Source organism: Xylanibacter brevis ATCC 19188 (assembly GCF_000621725.1).
GTDB classification, from domain to species: Bacteria; Bacteroidota; Bacteroidia; order Bacteroidales; family Bacteroidaceae; genus Prevotella; species Prevotella brevis.
The window spans coordinates 220380-241400 of sequence record NZ_JHXM01000001.1 but is presented as its reverse complement, the minus strand read 5'-3'; the positions used below and the strand labels follow the sequence as shown (position 1 = coordinate 241400).

At 43.4% G+C, this 21021-nt stretch carries 15 protein-coding genes; 13 read left to right on the top strand and 2 right to left on the bottom strand.

What is annotated here, in order from left to right:
- Positions 1-3 precede the first annotated feature (3 nt).
- From T433_RS15715 to T433_RS0100715, 9 genes are all read left to right on the top strand, one after another.
- A complete protein-coding gene (locus T433_RS15715) occupies positions 4-1101 on the top strand; it encodes a thioredoxin family protein (RefSeq protein ID WP_081778287.1) in 1098 nt (365 codons plus the stop codon).
- Between the two features lies 1 nt (position 1102).
- Positions 1103-4381 (top strand): metallopeptidase TldD-related protein, encoded by a 3279-nt coding sequence (locus tag T433_RS15710; protein WP_162164150.1) that lies wholly within the window; start codon positions 1103-1105, stop codon positions 4379-4381.
- 1156 nt (positions 4382-5537) lie between these two features.
- Positions 5538-6722 carry a 6-bladed beta-propeller gene (locus tag T433_RS0100745; protein WP_027454469.1) on the top strand — a complete coding sequence of 395 codons (1185 nt, stop codon included), beginning with the start codon at positions 5538-5540 and terminating at the stop codon, positions 6720-6722.
- 79 nt (positions 6723-6801) lie between these two features.
- Positions 6802-7854, top strand: a complete 1053-nt coding sequence (locus tag T433_RS0100740) for a 6-bladed beta-propeller (RefSeq protein ID WP_081778285.1) — start codon at positions 6802-6804, stop codon at positions 7852-7854.
- Between the two features lie 96 nt (positions 7855-7950).
- Positions 7951-9036, top strand: a complete 1086-nt coding sequence (locus T433_RS0100735; protein WP_044108900.1) for a 6-bladed beta-propeller — start codon at positions 7951-7953, stop codon at positions 9034-9036.
- 87 nt (positions 9037-9123) lie between these two features.
- Complete coding sequence (locus T433_RS0100730; protein ID WP_027454466.1) at positions 9124-10302, top strand: 6-bladed beta-propeller; 1179 nt, start codon at positions 9124-9126, stop codon at positions 10300-10302.
- A gap of 116 nt (positions 10303-10418) precedes the next feature.
- Positions 10419-11549 carry a 6-bladed beta-propeller gene (locus T433_RS0100725; protein WP_027454465.1) on the top strand — a complete coding sequence of 377 codons (1131 nt, stop codon included), beginning with the start codon at positions 10419-10421 and terminating at the stop codon, positions 11547-11549.
- Positions 11550-11635: 86 nt separating this feature from the next.
- A complete protein-coding gene (locus T433_RS0100720) occupies positions 11636-12832 on the top strand; it encodes a 6-bladed beta-propeller (RefSeq protein ID WP_044108898.1) in 1197 nt (398 codons plus the stop codon).
- A 108-nt stretch (positions 12833-12940) separates the two neighbouring features.
- Positions 12941-14068 (top strand): hypothetical protein, encoded by a 1128-nt coding sequence (locus T433_RS0100715; RefSeq protein WP_155808234.1) that lies wholly within the window; start codon positions 12941-12943, stop codon positions 14066-14068.
- An 87-nt stretch (positions 14069-14155) separates the two neighbouring features.
- On the opposite strand, the gene T433_RS0100710 is transcribed toward T433_RS0100715, so the two are convergent.
- On the bottom strand, positions 14156-14950 hold the full coding sequence (locus tag T433_RS0100710) for a glycerophosphodiester phosphodiesterase family protein (protein ID WP_027454462.1): 795 nt from the start codon (positions 14948-14950) through the stop codon (positions 14156-14158).
- 140 nt (positions 14951-15090) lie between these two features.
- Positions 15091-15954, bottom strand: coding sequence for a BRO family protein (locus T433_RS0100705; protein ID WP_027454461.1), 864 nt, complete (start codon positions 15952-15954; stop codon positions 15091-15093).
- Positions 15955-16366: 412 nt separating this feature from the next.
- Here T433_RS0100705 and T433_RS0100700 point away from each other — a divergent pair, with 412 nt between their 5' ends.
- The 4 genes from T433_RS0100700 (at position 16367) to T433_RS0100685 (ending at position 21020) form a co-directional block, all read left to right on the top strand.
- Positions 16367-17650 carry a BF3164 family lipoprotein gene (locus tag T433_RS0100700; RefSeq protein ID WP_027454460.1) on the top strand — a complete coding sequence of 428 codons (1284 nt, stop codon included), beginning with the start codon at positions 16367-16369 and terminating at the stop codon, positions 17648-17650.
- Positions 17625-18776 (top strand): 6-bladed beta-propeller, encoded by a 1152-nt coding sequence (locus tag T433_RS0100695; RefSeq protein ID WP_162164149.1) that lies wholly within the window; start codon positions 17625-17627, stop codon positions 18774-18776. The genes T433_RS0100700 and T433_RS0100695 overlap by 26 nt, the downstream gene beginning before the upstream one ends.
- 2 nt (positions 18777-18778) lie before the next feature.
- A complete protein-coding gene (locus T433_RS0100690) occupies positions 18779-19180 on the top strand; it encodes a hypothetical protein (RefSeq protein ID WP_155808231.1) in 402 nt (133 codons plus the stop codon).
- 364 nt (positions 19181-19544) lie between these two features.
- Positions 19545-21020, top strand: coding sequence for a TolC family protein (locus tag T433_RS0100685; protein ID WP_027454457.1), 1476 nt, complete (start codon positions 19545-19547; stop codon positions 21018-21020).
- The last annotated feature ends 1 nt before the right edge of the window (position 21021 follow it).

The following is a 21021-nucleotide window of genomic DNA, read 5'->3' as shown; positions in this document are numbered from 1 at the left end:
CTTATGAAGCCAAGAAACATATTATTTGTTGTGCTGCTGTTCTCAGCCATCATCTGCCAGGCCCAGGGCATTGCTTTCACCACAGGCCTCACCTTCAAGCAGGCTGTTGCCAAGGCCAAGAAGGAAAACAAGATGCTTTTCATGGACTGCTATACGTCGTGGTGTGTGCCTTGCGCCAAAATGGCCAAGGAGATTTTCCCACTGAAGGAATGTGGCGACTATTTCAATTCGCGTTTTGTCAGCATACAGGTTGACATGCAGAAGGGTGAAGGCGTCGAACTGATGAAGAAGTTCCAAGTGCAGGCTTTCCCTACGTTCATTATCTTTGATGGCAATGGCGACGAAATCAACCGCATCACTGGCGGCTCTTCAAGTCTGGACGAATTCCTCAAGCGCGTTGAGGAGGCACAGAAGCCCGATAACTCTGTTCCCATGATGAAGAAGAAGTTCTTCAGCGAACCGGAATACGAACTGGGCATGAAACTCATTAAGGCCATGATGGACCATGGACAGGACCCGGCACCCGTGATTGACGAGATGATGAAAAACAAGTGGGAGTCACAGCGCTACGACCGTTCGTTCTTCGCACTGGTTCTGGCCAACACCGACTTCCGCTCACCACGCTTCGACAAGATCATGCTCGACATTGATCGACTGAACAAGCATATCGGCACAGAACAGACGCGACGCATGATTCTCGACTCCTATCGTACAGGCATGTACCTGGTAGCCAGCGGTCGCGAACATGACTACACGGTGGACGACGTGCGCAAGGCGGCACTCATCACGGCGATGCTCGATTTTCCTCCCACCGAGGGCATCGCATTGGTGCCACGCATCGCACTGCATGTCATTGAGCAGGACTACGACAAGCTCATTGACTTCTACGACGAGGTGGTGCGCTATGTCCCCGCCAACGATGCCTTCAAGGTGATCCTCAACGGACTGCTGCAGGCTCAGTATCCCAAGATGAACGATGCCCAAAAGGCGAAATACGAGAACTATGTCAATAGCTTCGTCAAGTCTGCTACCTATGAGGCTCAGGGCATGGAGAACAGTCTGAAGTTCATGAAGGAACAGGATGCAAAAGCCAAGAAATAATATGAACACAAACCATCTGTTAGTAGTAATGAGGAGACGACTTCTTCTGTTCTCGTGCATCTTTAATCTCGCTGTTGCCTCAGCACAATCGCTGGACTCCGATTCGCTCCTAGTGACTCTGGGCACTGAGCTCCGCTACAACATGAGCCAGTTGCAACAGCAGCCCAACAATATTCCCTACTTCATGAGCTTGCGCCTGGTTGACGAGCAGAGCACCATCGTCCGCAGTAATCTCGGTGCTGCTACCGTCAATACCGCCCACAGCCGCATAATCACGCCACAGATTCGTCTGGGCGACGAGGCGCTCGACAACTTCAAATACCAGAATCAGGGCTCGGGCGATAATCAGCGCAATGGCCAAGGCATCAACATTCCCGTCAACGGTGCCGTCATCCCCTCCATGCGCCAGGCCATTTGGCAGGAGGTGTTGCGCCGCTATCAGATTGCTGTCAATAATTATAACGCGGCCAAGGCCAAGGCCTTCACAAGTTCGGAAGACGAAGACAAGGCACCTTGCTTTTCTAAGGCGCCAGTTGAACAGTACTATGAGCAACCTCTGCCTGCTGCGGCAACCAAGATTGACGTAGCGAAATGGAAGGAGCGCCTGAACGAAATCACGCGTGTCCTTCGCTCATATTCTGACATTGACGCGGGGACAGCCGAACTGACCTTCCAGGTCATCCGCACCTACTTCACCAACTCTGAGGGTAGCCGTGTTGTGCAAAACCGCAAGGCGGCTCGTATCATCGTGCAGGCTTCGGTGAAGGCTTTCGACGGCATGTCTTGTCCGTTGCACAAGGACTACTTTGCTTACGAGCTGGACAACATGCCTTCGCAACAGCAGATGATCAGTGATGCTAAGGACATGATAGAACGCCTGAAGGCGCTGAAGAACGCACCTGTTGCCGACCCCTACACCGGCCCGGCTATCCTGTCAGGTCCGGCCAGCGGTGTTTTCTTTCACGAGATATTTGGTCACCGACTCGAAGGCCATCGCCTGAAGAAGGGTGGACAGACGTTCAAGAAGATGGTTGGCGAACTGGTTCTGCCCTCGACATTCAATGTTTACTGCAACCCCACGCTGAAGGAATACAAGGGTGCCGCACTCAACGGTCACTACTTGTATGACGACGAAGGCGTACGCGCCCGTCGTGTTGATTGCGTGACCAATGGTGTGCTGACGAGCTTCCTGATGAGCCGTGTGCCGCTTGATGGCTTCCCCGAGAGTAATGGTCACGGTCGTACCACAGGTGGCAATGACCCAGTGTCGCGTCAGTCAAACCTGATTGTCGAAACGACCAAGTCGTACACCGAAGATCAGCTCCGTTCAATGCTCATCGCCGAGGCAAAGAAGCAGGGCAAGGCTTACGGCTACTTCTTCAAGAGTGTCACCAGCGGCTACACGCTGACTGGCGAGGGCGGCAGTCTGAACTCGTTTAATGTCACACCACTCGAGGTTTACCGCGTGTTCACCGACGGACGCCCCGACGAACTTGTACGTGGCGTGGATATGATTGGCACACCATTATCGATGTTCTCCAACATCACGGCTGCCGGCAACGAGAGCAGCACCTTCACGGGCATGTGTGGCGCCGAGTCTGGTTGGGTGCCTGTATCTGCCACTTCTCCCATGATCTATGTTTCTAAAATCGAGACGCAGCGCCGCATGGAGAACCTGCAGAAGCCCGAAATCCTGCCTGCACCAGAGGTCAAAGAGCTGAACGGCAGTAGGGAGGAGGATGTCATCTTCCAGGCCATGAGCGACGAGATGGACCGCACCAGTCGCTTGTCTTATCCCGGTTACCCTACGCCATTCCTCGTCAGCTACAACATCAGTCGTAACCATAGTGCGTATATACGGTCGGTGCTGGGCGGCAATCTGCAGGAGACCTATCAGCCGGCTACCACGACGGGTAGCATGAATCTCTCGATGGGCAACAGTATGCTCATTGGCGACATGAAGCCCGGTCAGGTGGTCTCCATCGACTTCACTGATCAGGTCGATTACAACAACATCCGCCACGGGTTCTGGTCAGCGTCTGACTATCTGTACAAGTACGGACTGAACGGTCTCTCGCAGAAGATGACATTTCGTGCTAACAACCCCCAGTCGGAAGAGGAAAAGGCCATCCCCGACATACTGGTCATGAAACCGACAGAGATTATCGAGCCATCCGTCACCGACACTATCAACTATAGCAAGATGAAACAGGTGGCCATGCGTCTTTCTGCCATCTTCAGCGACTATCCTGATATCTACAACTCAAGTGTCAGCCTGTATGCCCGCAACAGTTCCCTGTATAGGCTTACATCGGAAAATATCAAGATAAAGAGCAATCATGGCTTTGCCGAGATCGACGTCGTGGCCAGCATCCGTACCCTTGATGGCAACGAGTATCATGACAACCTGCAGAAGTTGGTATGCTCGGATGCAGAACTCGAGTCACCGGCACTGATGGCAGAGGTTCGCAACTTTGCCGAACACCTCATGCAGATACGCCAGTCAAAGGCTGTCAACGACTATTATAGTGGTCCGGTAATGATTGAAGGCACGGCCATCTGTAACGTCATAAACGCCAGGATTCTTCCATTGCTGACGGCTAAACGTACACTGGAAGAGGGTAGCAGCCTGTCCAGCTTGCTCGTAGGTAAGCGTATCCTGGATCCTCACTTGTCCATCAGGCAGTACACAAACATGCCTATCTACAAGTCGGTCAAACTGCTTGGCAACTACACATACGACTTCGATGGCGTCAGACCGGCCAAGGAGCTGACACTGCTAGAGGGTGGCTTCGTGCGTCAACTGCTCAACGGACGCTACCCAGCCCTCAACAGTCTGTCGTCCACTGGCAACAACCGCTTTATGAATGCCTCACAGACGGTAGGCTCTACTGTTGTCCCAGGCATACTGAAGGTCTCGGTGGACAATGCCAAACCATTTGCTAAGCTGAAGGGACTGCTTTGCAAGACAGCCAAGAACCAGGGACTGCAGACGGCCTTTATCATCCGTCAGCCTGCGGGATGCAACCCTTGCCTCTATCGTGTCAACGTGGCTACTGGCGAGGAGGAGCTGGTTCGTTCCGACCAGCTGCCTGATGTTCAGAAGAGCGATCTGCTGCACATCCTTGCTGCCTCTAAAGAGGAGAATGTCACCAACACCATTATCAATGGTGTCGGCACGTCGTTCATCACGCCTGCGGGCATAATCATAGAGAACATGGAGTTCTATATGAAAAAGCCTAAGCAAGACATGCCTTTCCCCGTACAGATGCCACGATAAAACATATTCCAATAAAACTCACTAACGCGCCCCCGATAGTCTCCTTCCCGACTTTCGGGGGCTTTTTCTTTTCTTAGCTTGAACCTTGCGCAGCCACTCCCCTCCCTTCCGCTCGAGCTCTGCTCGCTTGCTACCGAAGGGACGCAAGAAGGGGAGGGGCAGGGGTGGGGTCTGTAACTCCATTTGCAGTTAGAACAACACTGACCCCACCCCCGCCCCCTCCCCTACATGGGAGGGGAGTACCTACAGGGACCTTGGATTTTCAACCGCATAGTACGAAAGATTCCTTATTGGGGTATGTTCTATAATTGCATATATCATCTGCTGAACTCCCCTCCCATGTAGGGGAGGGGTAGGGGTGGGGTCTGTAACACTTTTGGTTTGTGGAAGTGAAATAAAAGTTTTACTCTTTTTTGCCAAAATCCTTGCAAAAAATCTCAAAAAGGTGTAAAACCTAATAGAATAAAAATCTCAAAAAGGTGTATATTTGCATCATAAAAAATCTCAAAAAGGTGTAAATTGCACTATTATGAAGCGAAAAATTTCGTACTGTGCGGTTGAAAATCCAAGGACTACGTAGGCACTCCCCTCCCTTCAAGGGGAGGGGCAGGGGTGGGGTCTGTAACTCCATTTGCAGTTAGAACAATACTGACCCCACCCCCGACCCCTCCCCTACATGGGAGGGGAGGGGCTACGCAAGGTTCAAGCTAAGGAAAATCTTCCTGTTTATATGACGCCCTTGTTGTAAGCATAAAAAGATGCAAACCATCTGATACTCCATATTCGTCTTCCAACAGTCTTACTCAGAATAAAACCAAACAAAAAGAATAAAGAAAAGACGATGAAAAAGTTTGTGGCTCAATGATGGTGATGGATGCCGCGAAATGCTTTGTGGCATGTGTTTCTGGTTAAAAAGTGAAAGTATATTCGTATTTTAAAAACTTTAACACAAAAGGTTTGCGGGGTGTTGTCTTTCTTTTTACCTTTGCTGCCAATTATATATGTGCTGACTGAAGAGATGGCCCGACCACATGGGTAAGGATGTGGTGAAGATGCAGAGACATGGGCCATATAACCATAAACAATCGATAGTGCTGTTTCGGGGAAACTCCCCGTTGCAGTTAGCGCTATAAACTTTTACCAATAAAAAAAACCAATGAAAAAGAACTTATTCTTGCTGCCCTGCATTGCAGCGTTTCTTGTTGTTGCAGTTTTTTCCGCATGTACACGTGGAAGTTTGCATACGTCATATGCAAGAAACCAGCTTGAGATTAATGATGACAGCATGCGTTTTGACCTTCGCTGTGATTCAACTAAATATATAATAGACAGGGTCATCCCATTGTCTGTTCCAGAACGATTTTTGGGGCTGCAGTGTGAGAAAATGGAATATGTTGATGGCTATTTCTACTTGTTAGACAAGGAAGTGAATCATTCGGTTCTTGTGTTTGATAGTCTCGGAAATTTTGTTGCATCACTTGGTCGGAGAGGACATGCAAATAATGAGTACATAGAAAAGCCTTCCGATTTTTTCGTGGATTCCAAGCATAATAGAGTTGAGGTTTTCGAAAGAAGTACCCCTAGAGTCCATATCTTCTCCCGTTCTGGCAAGCAGGAGAATTTCGTGAGGTTAAAGATGTGGCCTTATGCAATAGGAATTACAAGCGAAAATAACATAATGGCTGCTTTTGACAACGAAGAAGCCGGGGGAGGCTTGCAGTTGGGTATATTCAACCATGATGAGGAACTTGTCAAGCCATTTTTTGAAATAGATTGCAATCATGAGTTTATTAACGACGAGATGTGTTTTGTTAGATCCGGAGATTATTTATACCACATTCCGAATTTCTCAGACTCTGTACTAATTTTCAAGTCAGACTCTCTGGTGGAAGTGAAGAAAATCTGTTTTAAATCTCCTTTTCTTACTAGTGACATCAAGAAAAAAGCGAATGTAGGCGACATCGAGGAATATATGCGATATGAAGGTATTAATGGAATTCGAAACTATTATGAAACTCCTAGATATATCAATCTGTCTTACTCAAAATCGATGTTAAACGTAAATTGTATTATAGACAAGAGGACAGGATCTCAGTATCAATTCCTGACCGTTCCGTTTAAAGGTTTTTTCCCAGCCCAAGCCTACACATTGAGTGGCTCAACATCATATTGGCTGATTACTAAAGAAGATGTCGATATGATAATGGATCTAGCCATAAACAAAAGCAGTTCAAAAAAAGAACAAGAGAAGGAATGGTCTGTTACCCCATCCGTGGTAAAGGACTTGTTGTGCAAGAAATACGGTCTTCCAGCTATTGTTCAGATAAGGTTTAAAGACTAAACTTATACTACGACTTCCAGGAACGAGAGCACAAGAAGCATTACTACATGCCAATGTGATCTCTAAAAAGCATTGAGATATGAAAATAGTAAAGGTAATAGTGTTTTGTGTCGTGTCATTGTTTGTTTGTGGTTGTGCAAAACAGAACAATTGTCGCACTTTTGACATGACAACTCATGATTTTGACAGGTGGGACCAGCTTGTCAGTGTAGAAAAATACATCGTACTAGAGGAAACCGATAATAGCCTGTTATCCGGTGTTGACAAATGTGTGATTGGTGACAGTGCGATATATGCGTTTTGCAGAAAGTTTGATAAGGTGTATAAGTTCTCTCTTGAAGGGAAATTTCTATCAACTGTTGGCGAAAAAGGCCGTGCGAAATCAGAATATCTTGGCATCAGTGATATCGCATACGACCAAAGCAGCGGTGATCTTGTGGTAGCAGATTCGCGTGGCCTTTTGTGGTATGATTCCTCTTTAAAGTTCAAGAAACGCATGGCCATGGATGATGTGGCGTTGTTTGATTTTAGTTCAGAGGGTGATATCCTATTTTATGGTCAAGACAGCAGATATAGTGTGACATGTTTAAAAAACGGGAAAATTGCTGGCGTTCGCGACAAGACAGGCTACGCGTTCTTTTCAGATGTCTTCTATCGTAATCAAGAAGAGACAATGGTGGTTTCAGACTATGGTCAATTTTTCATTGATAGATACAAGGATGGGAAGTTGTCTCGCATCTATGAGTTTGATATGGGCCAAGATGCGCTTCCCGAGAATATGAGACCTCTGTCAAGCCCGGAATTCGAGAAGGTTGACGATATGGAAGATTATTTCAAGTGTTTGCAACGTGCATGTGAGACGAAGACATGGCTTTATACAGAATTCCGAGGCCCCCATCATTGCATTTACAAAGGTTATATAAACAAAAAGAGTGGACAGGTGTTCTTTGGCAAGGCTCCCTTCGATGAAGCTTATGGCATAGTAGGAACCTACCAAGACCAGTTTTATGCATTGCTATATCCCGAATATGTTGGCGAGAACTCATACATGAGGAAGTTTGTGGTTGATAATGGTCTGCAGGACGTACATAATCCAGTTGTCATATTTTTAAAACTCAATGAAAAACTATAATGAATGCTTGTCCAAGCAAACTTCGTTTAGATGCTTAAATTATGAAAGGTCGGATGTCCTTAAAGAAATAATAAAATTTTAAAAAGAGTTGTTTTTATGAATAAATTGAATGAGGCACTTCTCTATTCGTTATGTGGTGTCATACTTTTTTTTTCTTATTCCTGTGGTAATAAGGAAAGACGAGATATTACAGCAGGTGCATTAAACACTTATATGGTCGGAGAGAGAAATGACAGCATAAAGGTCTCCGATATCTCTAAAGAGGTGACAGCTATTCCACTCGACTCAACAGTTTTCTTGGGATTGGTGCATAAGATGGTTAATAGCGGAGATTCTGTGTTCCTTCTTGGCGACCGTGGCGTGTATCTGTTTGATCTTCAAGACGGCAGACAGAAGAATTGTTATGAAAAGCAAGGTAGGAGCAGAAATGAGTATGCGAGAATCAAGGACTTTGATGTGGATTCTGTAAGTGGAAAGATATATCTTCTCTGTGATCCAGAGAAAATCATAGAGCTGACACCTGATTTCCAGTTCTCTCGTTCCATAGAAACTCAGGGCGATTATGAGCGTCTTGCAGTTGTTGACGGGCGCATATATCTCTATTCTTACTACCTGCACAAGTTGGACGTGTTGCAAGGCGACACGACGACATTGCTTATGGATATTCCCGAAACACGAGCTTGGGTGTATGGTGAATCCACCATTTTCCATAAGACGGACGCTGGTCTTCTGTTTACTCCCGAGCCTTTCTCAACAATCTTTGCTATCAATGGCAATGAAATAAAGAATCTTATCCATCTGTCATATCCCAACGAGCGTGAAACAATGGAAAGAATGACAAAGTCGAAATTAGAAAAAGAAGAGCTGTTTGAATATCCTTTCCCCAAAATCGCAAAGGTAGTGGTCACAGATAGCATCATGATGGTGACATATTCCTATGCTATTGCACTTCGGGTATGCTTAATAGACAGGAATAATCACAAAGTGATTGCAGATGGGTGTCAGAACTATATTCTTCCTAAAGTTGGTGTCCATGGCTCGTTGATAGGCGAATTTATTTATTACCACGATGAAGATATGGGCGGATTTCTGGACAACGCAAACGTGAAATATACATTCGTTAGCCAGCCAGCAAAGGAAACCGATCAACACGTAATTCTTAAGTATAAGCCATTACCATGAAACAATCGATAGTGCTGTTTCGGGGAAACTCCCCGTTGCAGTTAGCACTATAAACTTTTACCAAACACATATTTAACAATAGACTGTATGAAAGTATTGTATAATTTTGGAATTGCATTGCTCGCTTTAATGTTGATGTGTTGTGGCAGGGCAATTGATACCAACCAGACAGGTAGCGTCCTGTTTGTGGATGTTGATAGTTCAAAACCGGTAATTACCAATGATGAAGCACGCTTGCTTGTTCCTGATGATGGAGATTTGTTATCTGTCAGTTGCAGTTCTGTAATTGGTGAAGTGGAGGACATGAAGTTTGATAAAGATAGAATCTTTGTGTTGGGCGACGATCGTGAGAAAATTCATGTTCTGAATAGTAAGGGCGTCTGCGAAAATGAGATTTCTCATCTTGGCAAATCGTCTAAGGAATATATAGAGATAACCGATTTCTATGCAGCCAATGGCAGTGTGTATATTTTGGATTTGTCATCACAGAAGGTCATTGAGTACGGTTATGATGGAACTTTCAAAGGTTCTACAAACATTGAGAGATATTGGGCAAATTACATCTTTGTTATCGATGACCATTTGTTCCTTGTCAATCAAGGAAGTGAAACGGAAGAAGGTAAAAAGGGCCTCTTTGAAATTACGAAAGACGGCACATTAGTTGCGTCATATCTCCCTTTTGAGAAAAGACCTGGTCTTGATTGTGATAATTGCTGTGCACCTTGTTCTGCTGATACGATGTTCTATGCCGATAGAGAGTCAAACACCATATACAAGGTGACGAAAGGTAAGTGTGAGCCTTTTATAACGCTCGATTTTGGCAAATATAATCTTCCGGAGAACTGCAAAGGCATGGATGCCATAGAGCTGATGCAAGAATTGAAGGGAGATTTAGATAAATACGTTTTGGGCATAGAACAAATACAGTCTTCAGATGACTTCCTGTTAGTAAAATTTAGTCTAGGGGATAGTATTTATAAGCTTGTGATAAATCAGAAGAGTAAAGAAATTGCCTTGCTGTGTAAGGGTATATATGTCTCAAGTATGTATCATCTGGGATTGCACAATTTTTATTTTCGTGGTAATCATGTTTATGATGTCTATGCAGGAGACGAAATAATTAATGATGTCAAACTAATGGAAGCAGATAAAGAACCAGTAGAGAAAAAATATTGGGAGCAATTGACGACTACTGTTGCAGATAGAGAATCAAACCCAGGTAATCCTGTTTTCCTGAAGTTTAGGATTAAACAACAGGCAAAATGAAGAGTGTTGTCGTGTTTTGTCTCTTAGGGTTAGCAGTATTCTTTTTATCATGTCAAAGTGGTAAAGAAGAAGTATGTAGTAATTCTGGTCAATAATTAATATATATATATGCGCATATGAAACAAATATTCTTGTTGTTTACAGTTATAGCCGTCATTTCGTGCTCTCAGTCTATGTATAACGCACTTGGTGACTATAAAAGGGAGGTCGTAAGACTCAAGCCAGATGCAGATAATGAAGGGTTAAGACAGAATCAGTACACCGTAGATTCTGTTTGCGAATTATCGTTGCCGAGTGGGATGGAGCTGCATGAAGCCACAAAGATTGTTGTTAAGAACGGCAGAATCTATGTCATGGACTCGGAATTTGATAAGACGATATATGTTTTTGATACTTCAGGTAAGTTCTTGTTTCGTGCAGGCGAAAGGGGAAGAGCAAAGAACGAGTATATAGACGGACCTGCAGACTTTTTCGTCGATGACCATCGTTGTCTTCACGTCTTCGATGGTAACGCATATAAGATAATTATCTTTAATGATTCTGGTACTACCGATAAGGTTGTTGATGTTGCGTATCTCCATCCGGAAGATTTTGGAATGCTGTCGAATAAGGAATACATGTTCGACTTTAATATTAATAAAAATGAAAGCAACTCTGTCTTGGTGAAGTGTGATAAATATAATTATGTAGAACGGGAGCTGCTGCAGCGTGAAGACGTCTATACTTACGCTGCCTCACAGCAAACGTTTTATGCTAACGGTGATAGATTGTCCCATATACCGTTGTTTTCAGACTCGGTGCTGGTGTTTAAAGGTGATAGCCTTGAGAAAGTCGTAAAGTTCGATTTTAATGGCAGGTTCATTATGGACGAAGAACCCACTCTTGTTGTCGGCAAACATACCCCTAAGGAGATAAGTGCATATAAAGGGGTGAGAGGACTCGATTACTATCAAGAAACAGAAGACCTGGTTCTTTTAAGATATACGTATCAATCTGTCTGTACTTATTGGCTGTATAACAAAAAAAGTAAGAAAAGCATCACAAGTACTGCCTTGATAGATGGCTTCAGCGGTCTTTATAATTTCTTTGTGAATGAAAACCAAATTATTTCACTTGTGTTCGATGCTGGAGAACCTTTTAGCAAAGAAATGTATGATTACGGTTATAACAGAGTGCCTGAGCAACTGCAGAGAATATACGATGGAAAGACAAAACTCCCGGCAGTAATCTTCTTTAGCGTAAAATGACATATCAAGTATACTTGTGCCAACCAAGAAATTGTCCAACGTCATTTTGGCATTAATGAAATGAGAATTTATGATTAATAATTTGTATGATGGTATTTAAGAATATCTTTTGTAAGGTCATAGGACTCTTTTTGTCCAGCTGTGTGTGTCTATTCGAATCATGCGCAGAAGGCGAAGTTGTTTCTAATGTTGTGTATGCAAATCTGAATAATGTTAAGTCGTTATCAGACAAGGATATTATTGATAGTGTTGACATCATCTCTCTACAAGGCACAGATTCGTGGATTCAAAAAATTGATAAGGTTGTAGAATCTGATACTCTTCTGTATGTGATGGATCAAAAGAGCAAAGCTGTTTATGTGTTTTCTCATACAGGACAATTTCTCTCAAAAATATCTAATGTAGGACATGCTGCTAATGAATATATTGAGATAGACGATATTTTTGTTGATAAGCAAGATGGCTGTATCAACATATTGTGTGGGCTTGATAAGAAAATACTGAAATATAATGCTGCTGGTACCAAATTGCTTGAGGTTATAACTCTTCCAATGTCTTTCCGACGAATTGTTTCTTACGATGGCGGATATGTGGGATTTATGGGAAATTGTAGTGAGGATGGAAAAGCGTTTCATAACTTGTGGGTTATGGATAAGGATTTCAAAATTCTAAATTCATACGTTGATATAAATCCCAATCTGGAAGGTATTTATAATAGTGATATCGCTACATTTTCCATGGCTGAAAATAAATTGTATTTCTTTTCGAACTCAGGTAGGGAAGTCTATCGATTAAACGGCATCAACTCTAAGCCGTCTTTGTTGTTTATGTTGGATTGTGGCGAAGCGAATCCTCCTCATTTAACGGCTGATGACTATTCTGATTGGCAGCGTATGTTTGAGATTTCAAATAAGTATGTAATGAACATCTGTGATTTTAGGGAAACGGATAATTATATTATGTTCTATTACCTGTATCAGGGATGTTATTATCTTACGGTACAGAATAAAAAAGAAAACAACACTCAAACCTATAGGTTAGATACGTATTGTGGCGATTATCTTTTCGAGTTCGGACATGTTGTTGACATGACAGACGATGCAATTTATACATCAGTGCAGGCACAATCTGTTTATTATCCTTGGAAAGGTGGAGTTGAGTCTATGGATTTTGAAAAGCGTTATCCTCAGCAAGTAAAAAACATTAGAAAGAAGTTTAAAAATATCAACCCAAATGGGAATCCCTTTATAGTGAAATATTATTTATGCAAAACATTACGATAACTAGGAAATATCTTCTCAAAGATTGTGACGTAGTAGAACGTGTAGACCGATATTCACAAAGTTCATGGCGTATTAAAATAAAGCGTGATTAATTAATAGGGAGGGGCTATGAGGGTCCTCTTCCTTATGCTGGATATGAAAAATATATTGTTTACTGTGGCATTGTGCATAGCCTTATGTTCATGCGACCTGTCGCACAGGTATTACAATCCTGACATCCGAAGAGATAAAGATGTAAGAACCACCAGTGATACGCTTCAGTTAAGCGAAATGCAATCTCTGAATGCAGATGTATATAAACTACTTTGCATAGATAGTTATCTGATTTTGGCCCAAAGGGATAAGGATGCCCTTTTTAGGGTGCTGGATACTTCGACCGAAAAAGAACTTGCCGTCTTTGGCCAATTGGGGCATGCACTCAACGAGTTTGACAACTTCCCATTCTTCGAAGGTCAAATATATTGTCTGCGAGACGAAAAGGGACTGCCGCTGCTATTTGTGAAAGATGGGGCATGCACAAAGGTTATAGACCTAAGGAGGTCTGTTGCCACGAAGAAGTGTGTAGTGAAAAGTGTCATTAAAGGACAGAACAGAAGTGTTTTTCATAGCACGTTCTATTTGCCTGGTCAGAAACGTTTCATATACAAGCGAGTCAGTTACGATGACCCTAGAGACAATTTGTTCTACCCGCCAGAATTCTGTCTCATAGACGACGAAGAGAAGATATGGGATGTTTACCCCGATATAGTAAAACCCAAAGACTTCCCGCAAAGTGCAGATGCATATTATGATCAAATGTTGATTGTGTCGCCAGACGGTCTTCATGTAGCCAGCGTGAATAGCAATATCGATATAACAACGATTTTTGATCTCAGCAAAAAGCAATCATTGGGTATTGTTAATCCTGATAGCTACACGTATGAATTCCTGGAGAAGGAGATAACAGAGTCTAATGCTCATGAAAAGATTAGGCTCTACAACGTGTCTGCTTGCGCAGCTAGCGAAATCTTTGTTGTCTTGGAGAGTGGCAAAACCCTTGACGAGATCAACCGTGATGAAGACAGCGGAAGGGAAAACAAAGGCTTGAAGTTGTGTGGATATGATTGGGATGGCAACTGCCAGTTTGCTTATTGTATAGACAAAAACATTTCAAACATTGCATACGATGATTCACACCATAAAATGTATGCGATAGATGTGGCAAGTGGAAAGATATATGCTGGTATGTTGAAATAGTGTTGATCTAAGATATAGAGATCACGGGGATGGTTCTATTGATCAACAGATCACCAGAACCATCCCCATGATCAAACTAGCTGTTGGCTATTGGCTGACGACGTTCACGGCACCCTCGGGGTTGTTGGTGGTGATGTAGTCGATGCCCATGTCGCGAAACTCACGGAAATGCTCGTCATTGTCAATCGTCCATACGTTTGTGTACATACCCAGCTCATGAGCCTCCTTCACCCATTCCGGATGCTTTTGGAAGACGGCGAGGTGGTAGTCCAGACCGGTGATGCCCAGCTTGTGGAGTTCTTTCGGCGTTATCCATCCGCTGAGGAAGGCTACACGGGCCGTCGGGTCGAGGCGTGCTATCTCTACGCAGGCGGCCAGGGAGAAAGAGATATACTCCACCTTCTTTTGCATGCCGGCCTTGCGCACGGCCTTCACGATCTGTCGCGCCGACTCGAGGTTCTGCTGTAGCGTGCGGCATTCCTTGATTTCGATGATGAGCTTCGTCGAGGTGGTGCTCTTCTTCAGCAGGGCAAGCATATCTTTCAGCTCGGGCATGTGTTCGCCATTCTTCAGAATGAGGGCGCGGCACTCGTCGGCCGTGGCATCCTGCAGGGTGACACCGTCGTAGCTGGCATCGTGGTTGACGAAGAGGTGGCCGTCGCGTGTCAGCCAGATGTCTATCTCGCTGCCGTAGATGTCCATGTCGAGGGCGAGCTGCAGCGAGCGGCGTGAGTTCTGTGCAGACCCGTCGACATTCCAGTGGCCGCGGTGGGCGATGACTTGTGTGCCTTTGGGCGACAGGGGCTTTTCTTTTTCTTGTGCTTGAAGGGTTGCCGTCAGCATCGATAGGGTGAGGATTGCGAAGATTTTCAGGGTTTTCATTTTGTTGGTCTTTAATGTTAAATGGTTATATTATTATTTCCAAATGAGGGATCACGGGGACTCTCAAGTGATCAGAGGGACTCTATTGATCAACAGATCACTAGAGTCCCCATGATCAAGCTACTTGCTTGATAGTGTTATTATTCTTCTTTTGGAAGTGGTCGTATTTCAGCATCCTTACTTTCGATAGGCTTGATATAGTCGGAGGCACGTTCGGAGGATATTACAGTCCGACCAAGTTGACGCTCCAAATCATCGCGGGTGTTCTTCGCAATCTGACCTCCTGCTTGTGCAGCCTGACGACTCTCACTCATACCTTGCGTCTGTCGCTGGCGGGCAATTTCTGTTGTTGCAACTTCTGCAAGGGTATTGAGTGCCAGTTCCACGTTTGTCATGTTGTCACGCAGATTCTCTTTCGTCAATCCCTTGTGTCGTTTGTACTCGCCCGTGGTCATGCCGCTCCACGCCTTTGTCAGCACATTTGTCAGAATGGCAAAGTCCTTCGGCTCATGGATGCCAGAACGATGCCATTCGTCTGTCAGTTCCTTGCGCATCTCTATGGAGCGCATACGTTCATTGATCCAACGGTCGCTATAACCCTGACGACGATAATCCTCAACTGCCATCTGGAAGGTCAGTTCCGGGTCAATCATTTGGTCAACACGCATACTGCCCAACTCGGCAAGCCATTGCTTCACAGGTTCGGCTTTCTTGGAGGGTATGGCTTGGATGATTCGGAAAATACCTTTGAGGTCAGCAGCCTGGGTCTTACGTCGCTTACCATCTGGAGCCAACATTTCAACAGGGGGACAAATTGTCCCCCACTTGGATTTCAGCTCAGGGTCACGACGAAGCATTTTCTTAATGTAATCGCGTGGATTCACGGAATCTGTCAAGACCTGCACTATATCTGTTACAGAGAAATAGTACTTTTCTTGCTCCGCATCCCATACGATGCGCACTTTCTTGCCCTCAAAGAGCTTTATAGCGAAATTCTCGTTCATGATGATACAATCCTATGGATAATTTGGTTGCGAAGTTACGAAATATTCTTCAAGTAGGCTTTGATATGACAGACTTTAACATGATATGGTGCACATTTTTTTGAAATTTTTGTAAAGGTGGCTATTATAGAAATAATAACTTCAAAGGTGTGCTGGGCGTGAAAAACATAGTGGTAAATTGAATTTTGAAAGATTATGGAGAATATAAAATGTCGAAAATGGAGATAAATGAAGTATTTTCGGTAATACATTTCTTGTTAGTCTGTATTTGTAAAAGGAAGAAAATCAGTTGTTTACATTTTGTATTATCGTAAAACCATTAATACAAACCGTTATTCTATATGAAAATGTCAAAATAATGTGATATCTTTGCAACGACTAAAGACCAATAATACTTTAACCAAGTATTCTCATGAAGAATATAGTAGCAAATGTTCCTAATTGCGTCAATGAATTTCTTTTGAAGTTCGTTGGTACTATCTTTGTTTTATCAAGTATATTTAAGTGGATTGGCCTCCGCTCATTTGCTTATACAGTAAATGACTTTTGTGGCCTCCTGATGGCTAATGTGGAGGCGATGGCTGATGGAGAGAACGGAGGAAAACGTTCAAGTATATCATTCTGTGTATTAGTTGTACTCTGTGTCTCTATGCAATTATCGTGCACAGGAGATAGGGATTATTATCGTGTAGATGATTTAAAGGAATTGCATATTAGTCAGAATAAGGATACGATAAAGGGGAAACTGGTGCTATCTACAGAATTGAGCGTTTCGGGGATTGATATCCATGACTCTATTCTGATTGTGATGGGGAATTCTTCTTTGCCAAATTTATTCTACTTGTATAATGTCAATTCGTGTGATCTTATGTTCTCTTTTGGCGAAATCGGTCATTCAAGTAATGAATTTCAGAAAGCTCCGACCGTGTGCTTTTTTGAGAAAGAAGGTGAGCAATTATTAATGAGCATTTCTGATGTGAAATCAACAAAGGTCATTGATTTCAACGAATCTATTAAGCAAAAGAGGGGCGTTTTTGCAAAGTCTCGAATTCATCACGAGGCAGTGGATGATTATTTTTGTTTAAATAATGATACATCTATCGTTAGAAAGGGACTTTCATATGTTGATCCTAGAGACAAAATCTACTTTCCTCCCAAGATAACTCGCTATGTGGCCAATCAAGCACAGGATATTGTTGTCTATCCAAAAATTATAAAGTCTGATAATACTGGTCTGTTGCATTTCTTGTATGGAGCAATCACGCGAATCAAACCAGATAAGGCAAAACTTGTTGAGGCTCTTTGCCTTATGGACATTATAAATATTGTTGATGTAAAAACAGGTCATGTACTTGGTATAAAGGAAGCTGGAACATATAATTTTGAAGAGGTGGAACAGATAAGGAGTGCCTCTGAACTTCAAAAGCAGATGATTTTGTATAATCATGCCATGTATTTAAGTGACAGTTATATATATTTACTCCAAGACAGATGTTCGGCAAACGATTTAGATGGGGATGAGGTTACGAAGAGTCCGACCTTGTTGGTAATAGACTGGGATGGTAATTTGAAAGGCCAGATATGCCTGGATAAAGGTATTTATTCGTTCACATGTGATGAAAATCATTCCTTTCTATATGGATATGACGTAAATGGATGTATCTATCAATATGATATTAGTAGAATATTTGAATAATAATATGTATAATAACACCTTTAGAAAAACCAGAAATACATTATTTGTAATTTCATTAGTGACGATGTCATATCTGTTTTTCTCATGTGCAAGCAGAGAAATGGATACAGAGGCACTTGTTTTAAATGTTGAATTTAATATGAGCAAAAATACTCCATTCAGAGTGTCCCAGATGATTGATACCGTTTCTTTTATACAACTAGACGACTCTTGCTTAATAGGATTTATTGACGAACTGAAAGTTTTTGATAAGAATCTATTTGCCTGTGATAAGCATGCTGGTGTAATCTATTGCTTTAGTATGGAAGGGAAACTCATTAGAAAAATTGATTGTAAAGGTCGAGCTAGAAATGAGTATGTTTCAATTAGTAATATGGATGTTTCGCAGACAACAGGCGAAATTATAATCTTGGATGCCATGACGAATCGATTTGTTGTTTTTTCAAAGGATGGCGATTATCTGCGTGATATTAAATGTGAAGACGTTGTTAGGGACTTTACAGTGATGTCAAATGGCGATTATTTGATGTACACCCCGGATTATATCGAAAATGCACGACGAGGCCTTTGGCTTTGTGATAGTCTTGGCAGATATAAAAAGCATTTAGTTTCTATTTCTGATGATTTCAAAAGTGGAGGAATATATCCAGACTATTTGATTCATATAGGCAGAGACAGTGTTGGTTTAATGGGGGGAGAAGATAAAGACAATATTTATCTGGTTCATGGTGATTCTGTAAAAACACAATATCACATAGATTATGGATTCTCTATTCCTTCACAATTAGCTAGCGACCCACTATCAGATTACGAAAAGCATCAGGGTGAAGTCTATACGAAATATTCTTATTTTGAAAATCGCAAGTGGCTGATGTTTTCTTCTTCTAATATGGAAAGTACAATAACAACGATTTATGATAAGATTAATAAAAAGCAATATGACATCTCGCGCCAAGAAGATATCATTAATGATAAGAAACTTTATGGGCATATGATGTATCTGAATAACGAACTCATGATATGCATGATGTTGCCAGATAGTCAAGATAAGGAGGCTATAAGAAGAATGATGCCCAATTTTAAATCAAATACAAACCCAATATTAGCAATATATACAATTAAATAGTTATGAACACATTTATTAAAGAGATTCTTATGAGAAAAACAACTGTTACAATTTCTATGGTGTGCATTTCCTTTGCATTTTTCATGTCATGCCAAAAAACGAGCAGTTTAGAAGACGGTAATTATAACGTTGTTAGTATTGAATTCCAAGATTCTGTATCATTTGAGGATATGAAAGATGATATAGCAAAGATTGAAAGATTTCAAATAAAAGACAATGAGATTATTCTCTTACAGGGCGAACGATATAATTATTGCCTCCGTGATGATAGTATTTTCGTGAGTGGAGATGGCATGCAAAAGTGTTATAAATACGAGAAAATATTATCTTCAGCCGGTACAGAATACGTGCTGACAAACGAAAATGATAGCAAAATAAAGAGACTGAAAATTTTCAAGGAATAATGTACACATGTGGAAAGACACGAGGTAGTCGTATTCCCGGAACGGCCTCAAGTAAGTGTTATGGAATAAGGTCTCTTTAAAATAATGAAAGCAAGAATTTTTTTCCTTCTTTTCTTATGAAAATGGGCGGCAAGTCTGGTGGTAAAATGAGATGATGAGTGTAGATATGTCAAAATTTTATAAAATGCAAAGAGAAGAGTCGTCGATATGTGTCATTTTTTATATCTTTGTGTCGTGAAAAGTGCGTAGGTATTGCCTTTGCCGTGAACAATGACGAGAATGCGTACGGACACTAAAGTAGTAAGTAAAGAGAAAGGATGCAGCTGTCGTCCTGTCAATCAACAACCAATCATTAGAAACCTCCATGAAAGAGAAGATCAGATTAGCCATCACTGCGGCGGCATTCATGCTGTCGGCTGTGGTTCATGCTCAGCAGCTGACACTCAATGACGTGATCCGTATTGCGCAGGAGAACTCGTTTGATGCTCAGGTGGCCAAACTCTCGTTTATGTCCAGCTATTGGACCTACAGGTCTTTCAAGGCCGACCTGAAACCATCGGTCAACCTGTCTGCCAACCTGTTGGGATTCGACCATTCGCTGGTGGGCGTGCGCAACTACGAAACGGGACAGCAGGCCTATGTCGATGAGAACTCGATGACGAACAGCGTCACGCTGTCGCTCGACCAGAAGATTGTGGAGACGGGGGGCGTGATCTCGCTGAAGTCCTATCTGTACCACCTGCGACAGTTCGACTACAACCTGAACACCATCAACACACAACCGCTGGAGGTGTCTTACTCGCAGCCACTGTTTGCCTACAACGCATCGAAATGGGAAAAGAAGACGGCTCCGCTGCAGTTTGAGATAGCACAGAAGACCTATACTGCTGCCATGCAGGATGTCGCCATGACGACAACGGCACTGTTTTTCAACGTGCTGTCGGCGCAATCGGAGTATAGGCAGAGCGAGACCACGGTGAAAGACCGCGAACAACTGTTGGAAATGGCTCGGCGCAGACTGGAACTGGGCACTACCACACGCAGTGAGATGTTGCAAATGGAGCTGTCGTTGGTGAATGCACGCGTGGCACAGACGTCGAACAAGCTGAACCTAGACAATGCTATGTACAGGCTCTTCTCGTATCTGCGACTTAGCAGCTACGAGGATGCGGTGCTGCTTTCGCCACGCCATGTGCCAGAACTGCTGCTGGTGCCCGACGATGTGGTGCAGAAGGCTTTGCAGAACTCGTCGCACAATGGCGAGATGAAGTTGCAGGAACTCAACGCAGAGATGTCGTTGGCAAGGGCAAAGTCGGCACGTGGGCTGCAGATGACGCTGACGGGCGACGTGGGCTTCAGACAGTCGGCCCCCGACTTCCGCGGTGCCTACTCGCATCTGCAAGATAATGAGGTGGTGGGCGTCACCCTGTCGATGCCTATCTTTGACTGGGGCATGAGCAAGGGAAGGGTGAAGATGGCCCAGGCCGAACTGGACGTCATCAAGACCAAAAACGAGCAGGCCCATCTGGACTATGTGCAGGACCTGAGGCGCGACGTGGCAGACTTCAACACGCTGCCCTTGCAGTGCCGAAACGCAGCACGTGCCGAGGAGATTGCCGGAGAGCGCTACGAGATAACAAAAAAGCGCTTTGAGACGGGCACCATCTCGGTGACCGACCTGAACACAGCACAACAGGAACTGGAGTCGGCCAAATCGCAATACATCAGTCAGCTGTTCAAGTTCTGGTCGAAATACTATGCCCTACAGAAGACGACGCTCTATGACTGGAGAAATGGTTGTGAGATAACTGTTGATTACGAAAAAATATCGAAGAAATAAC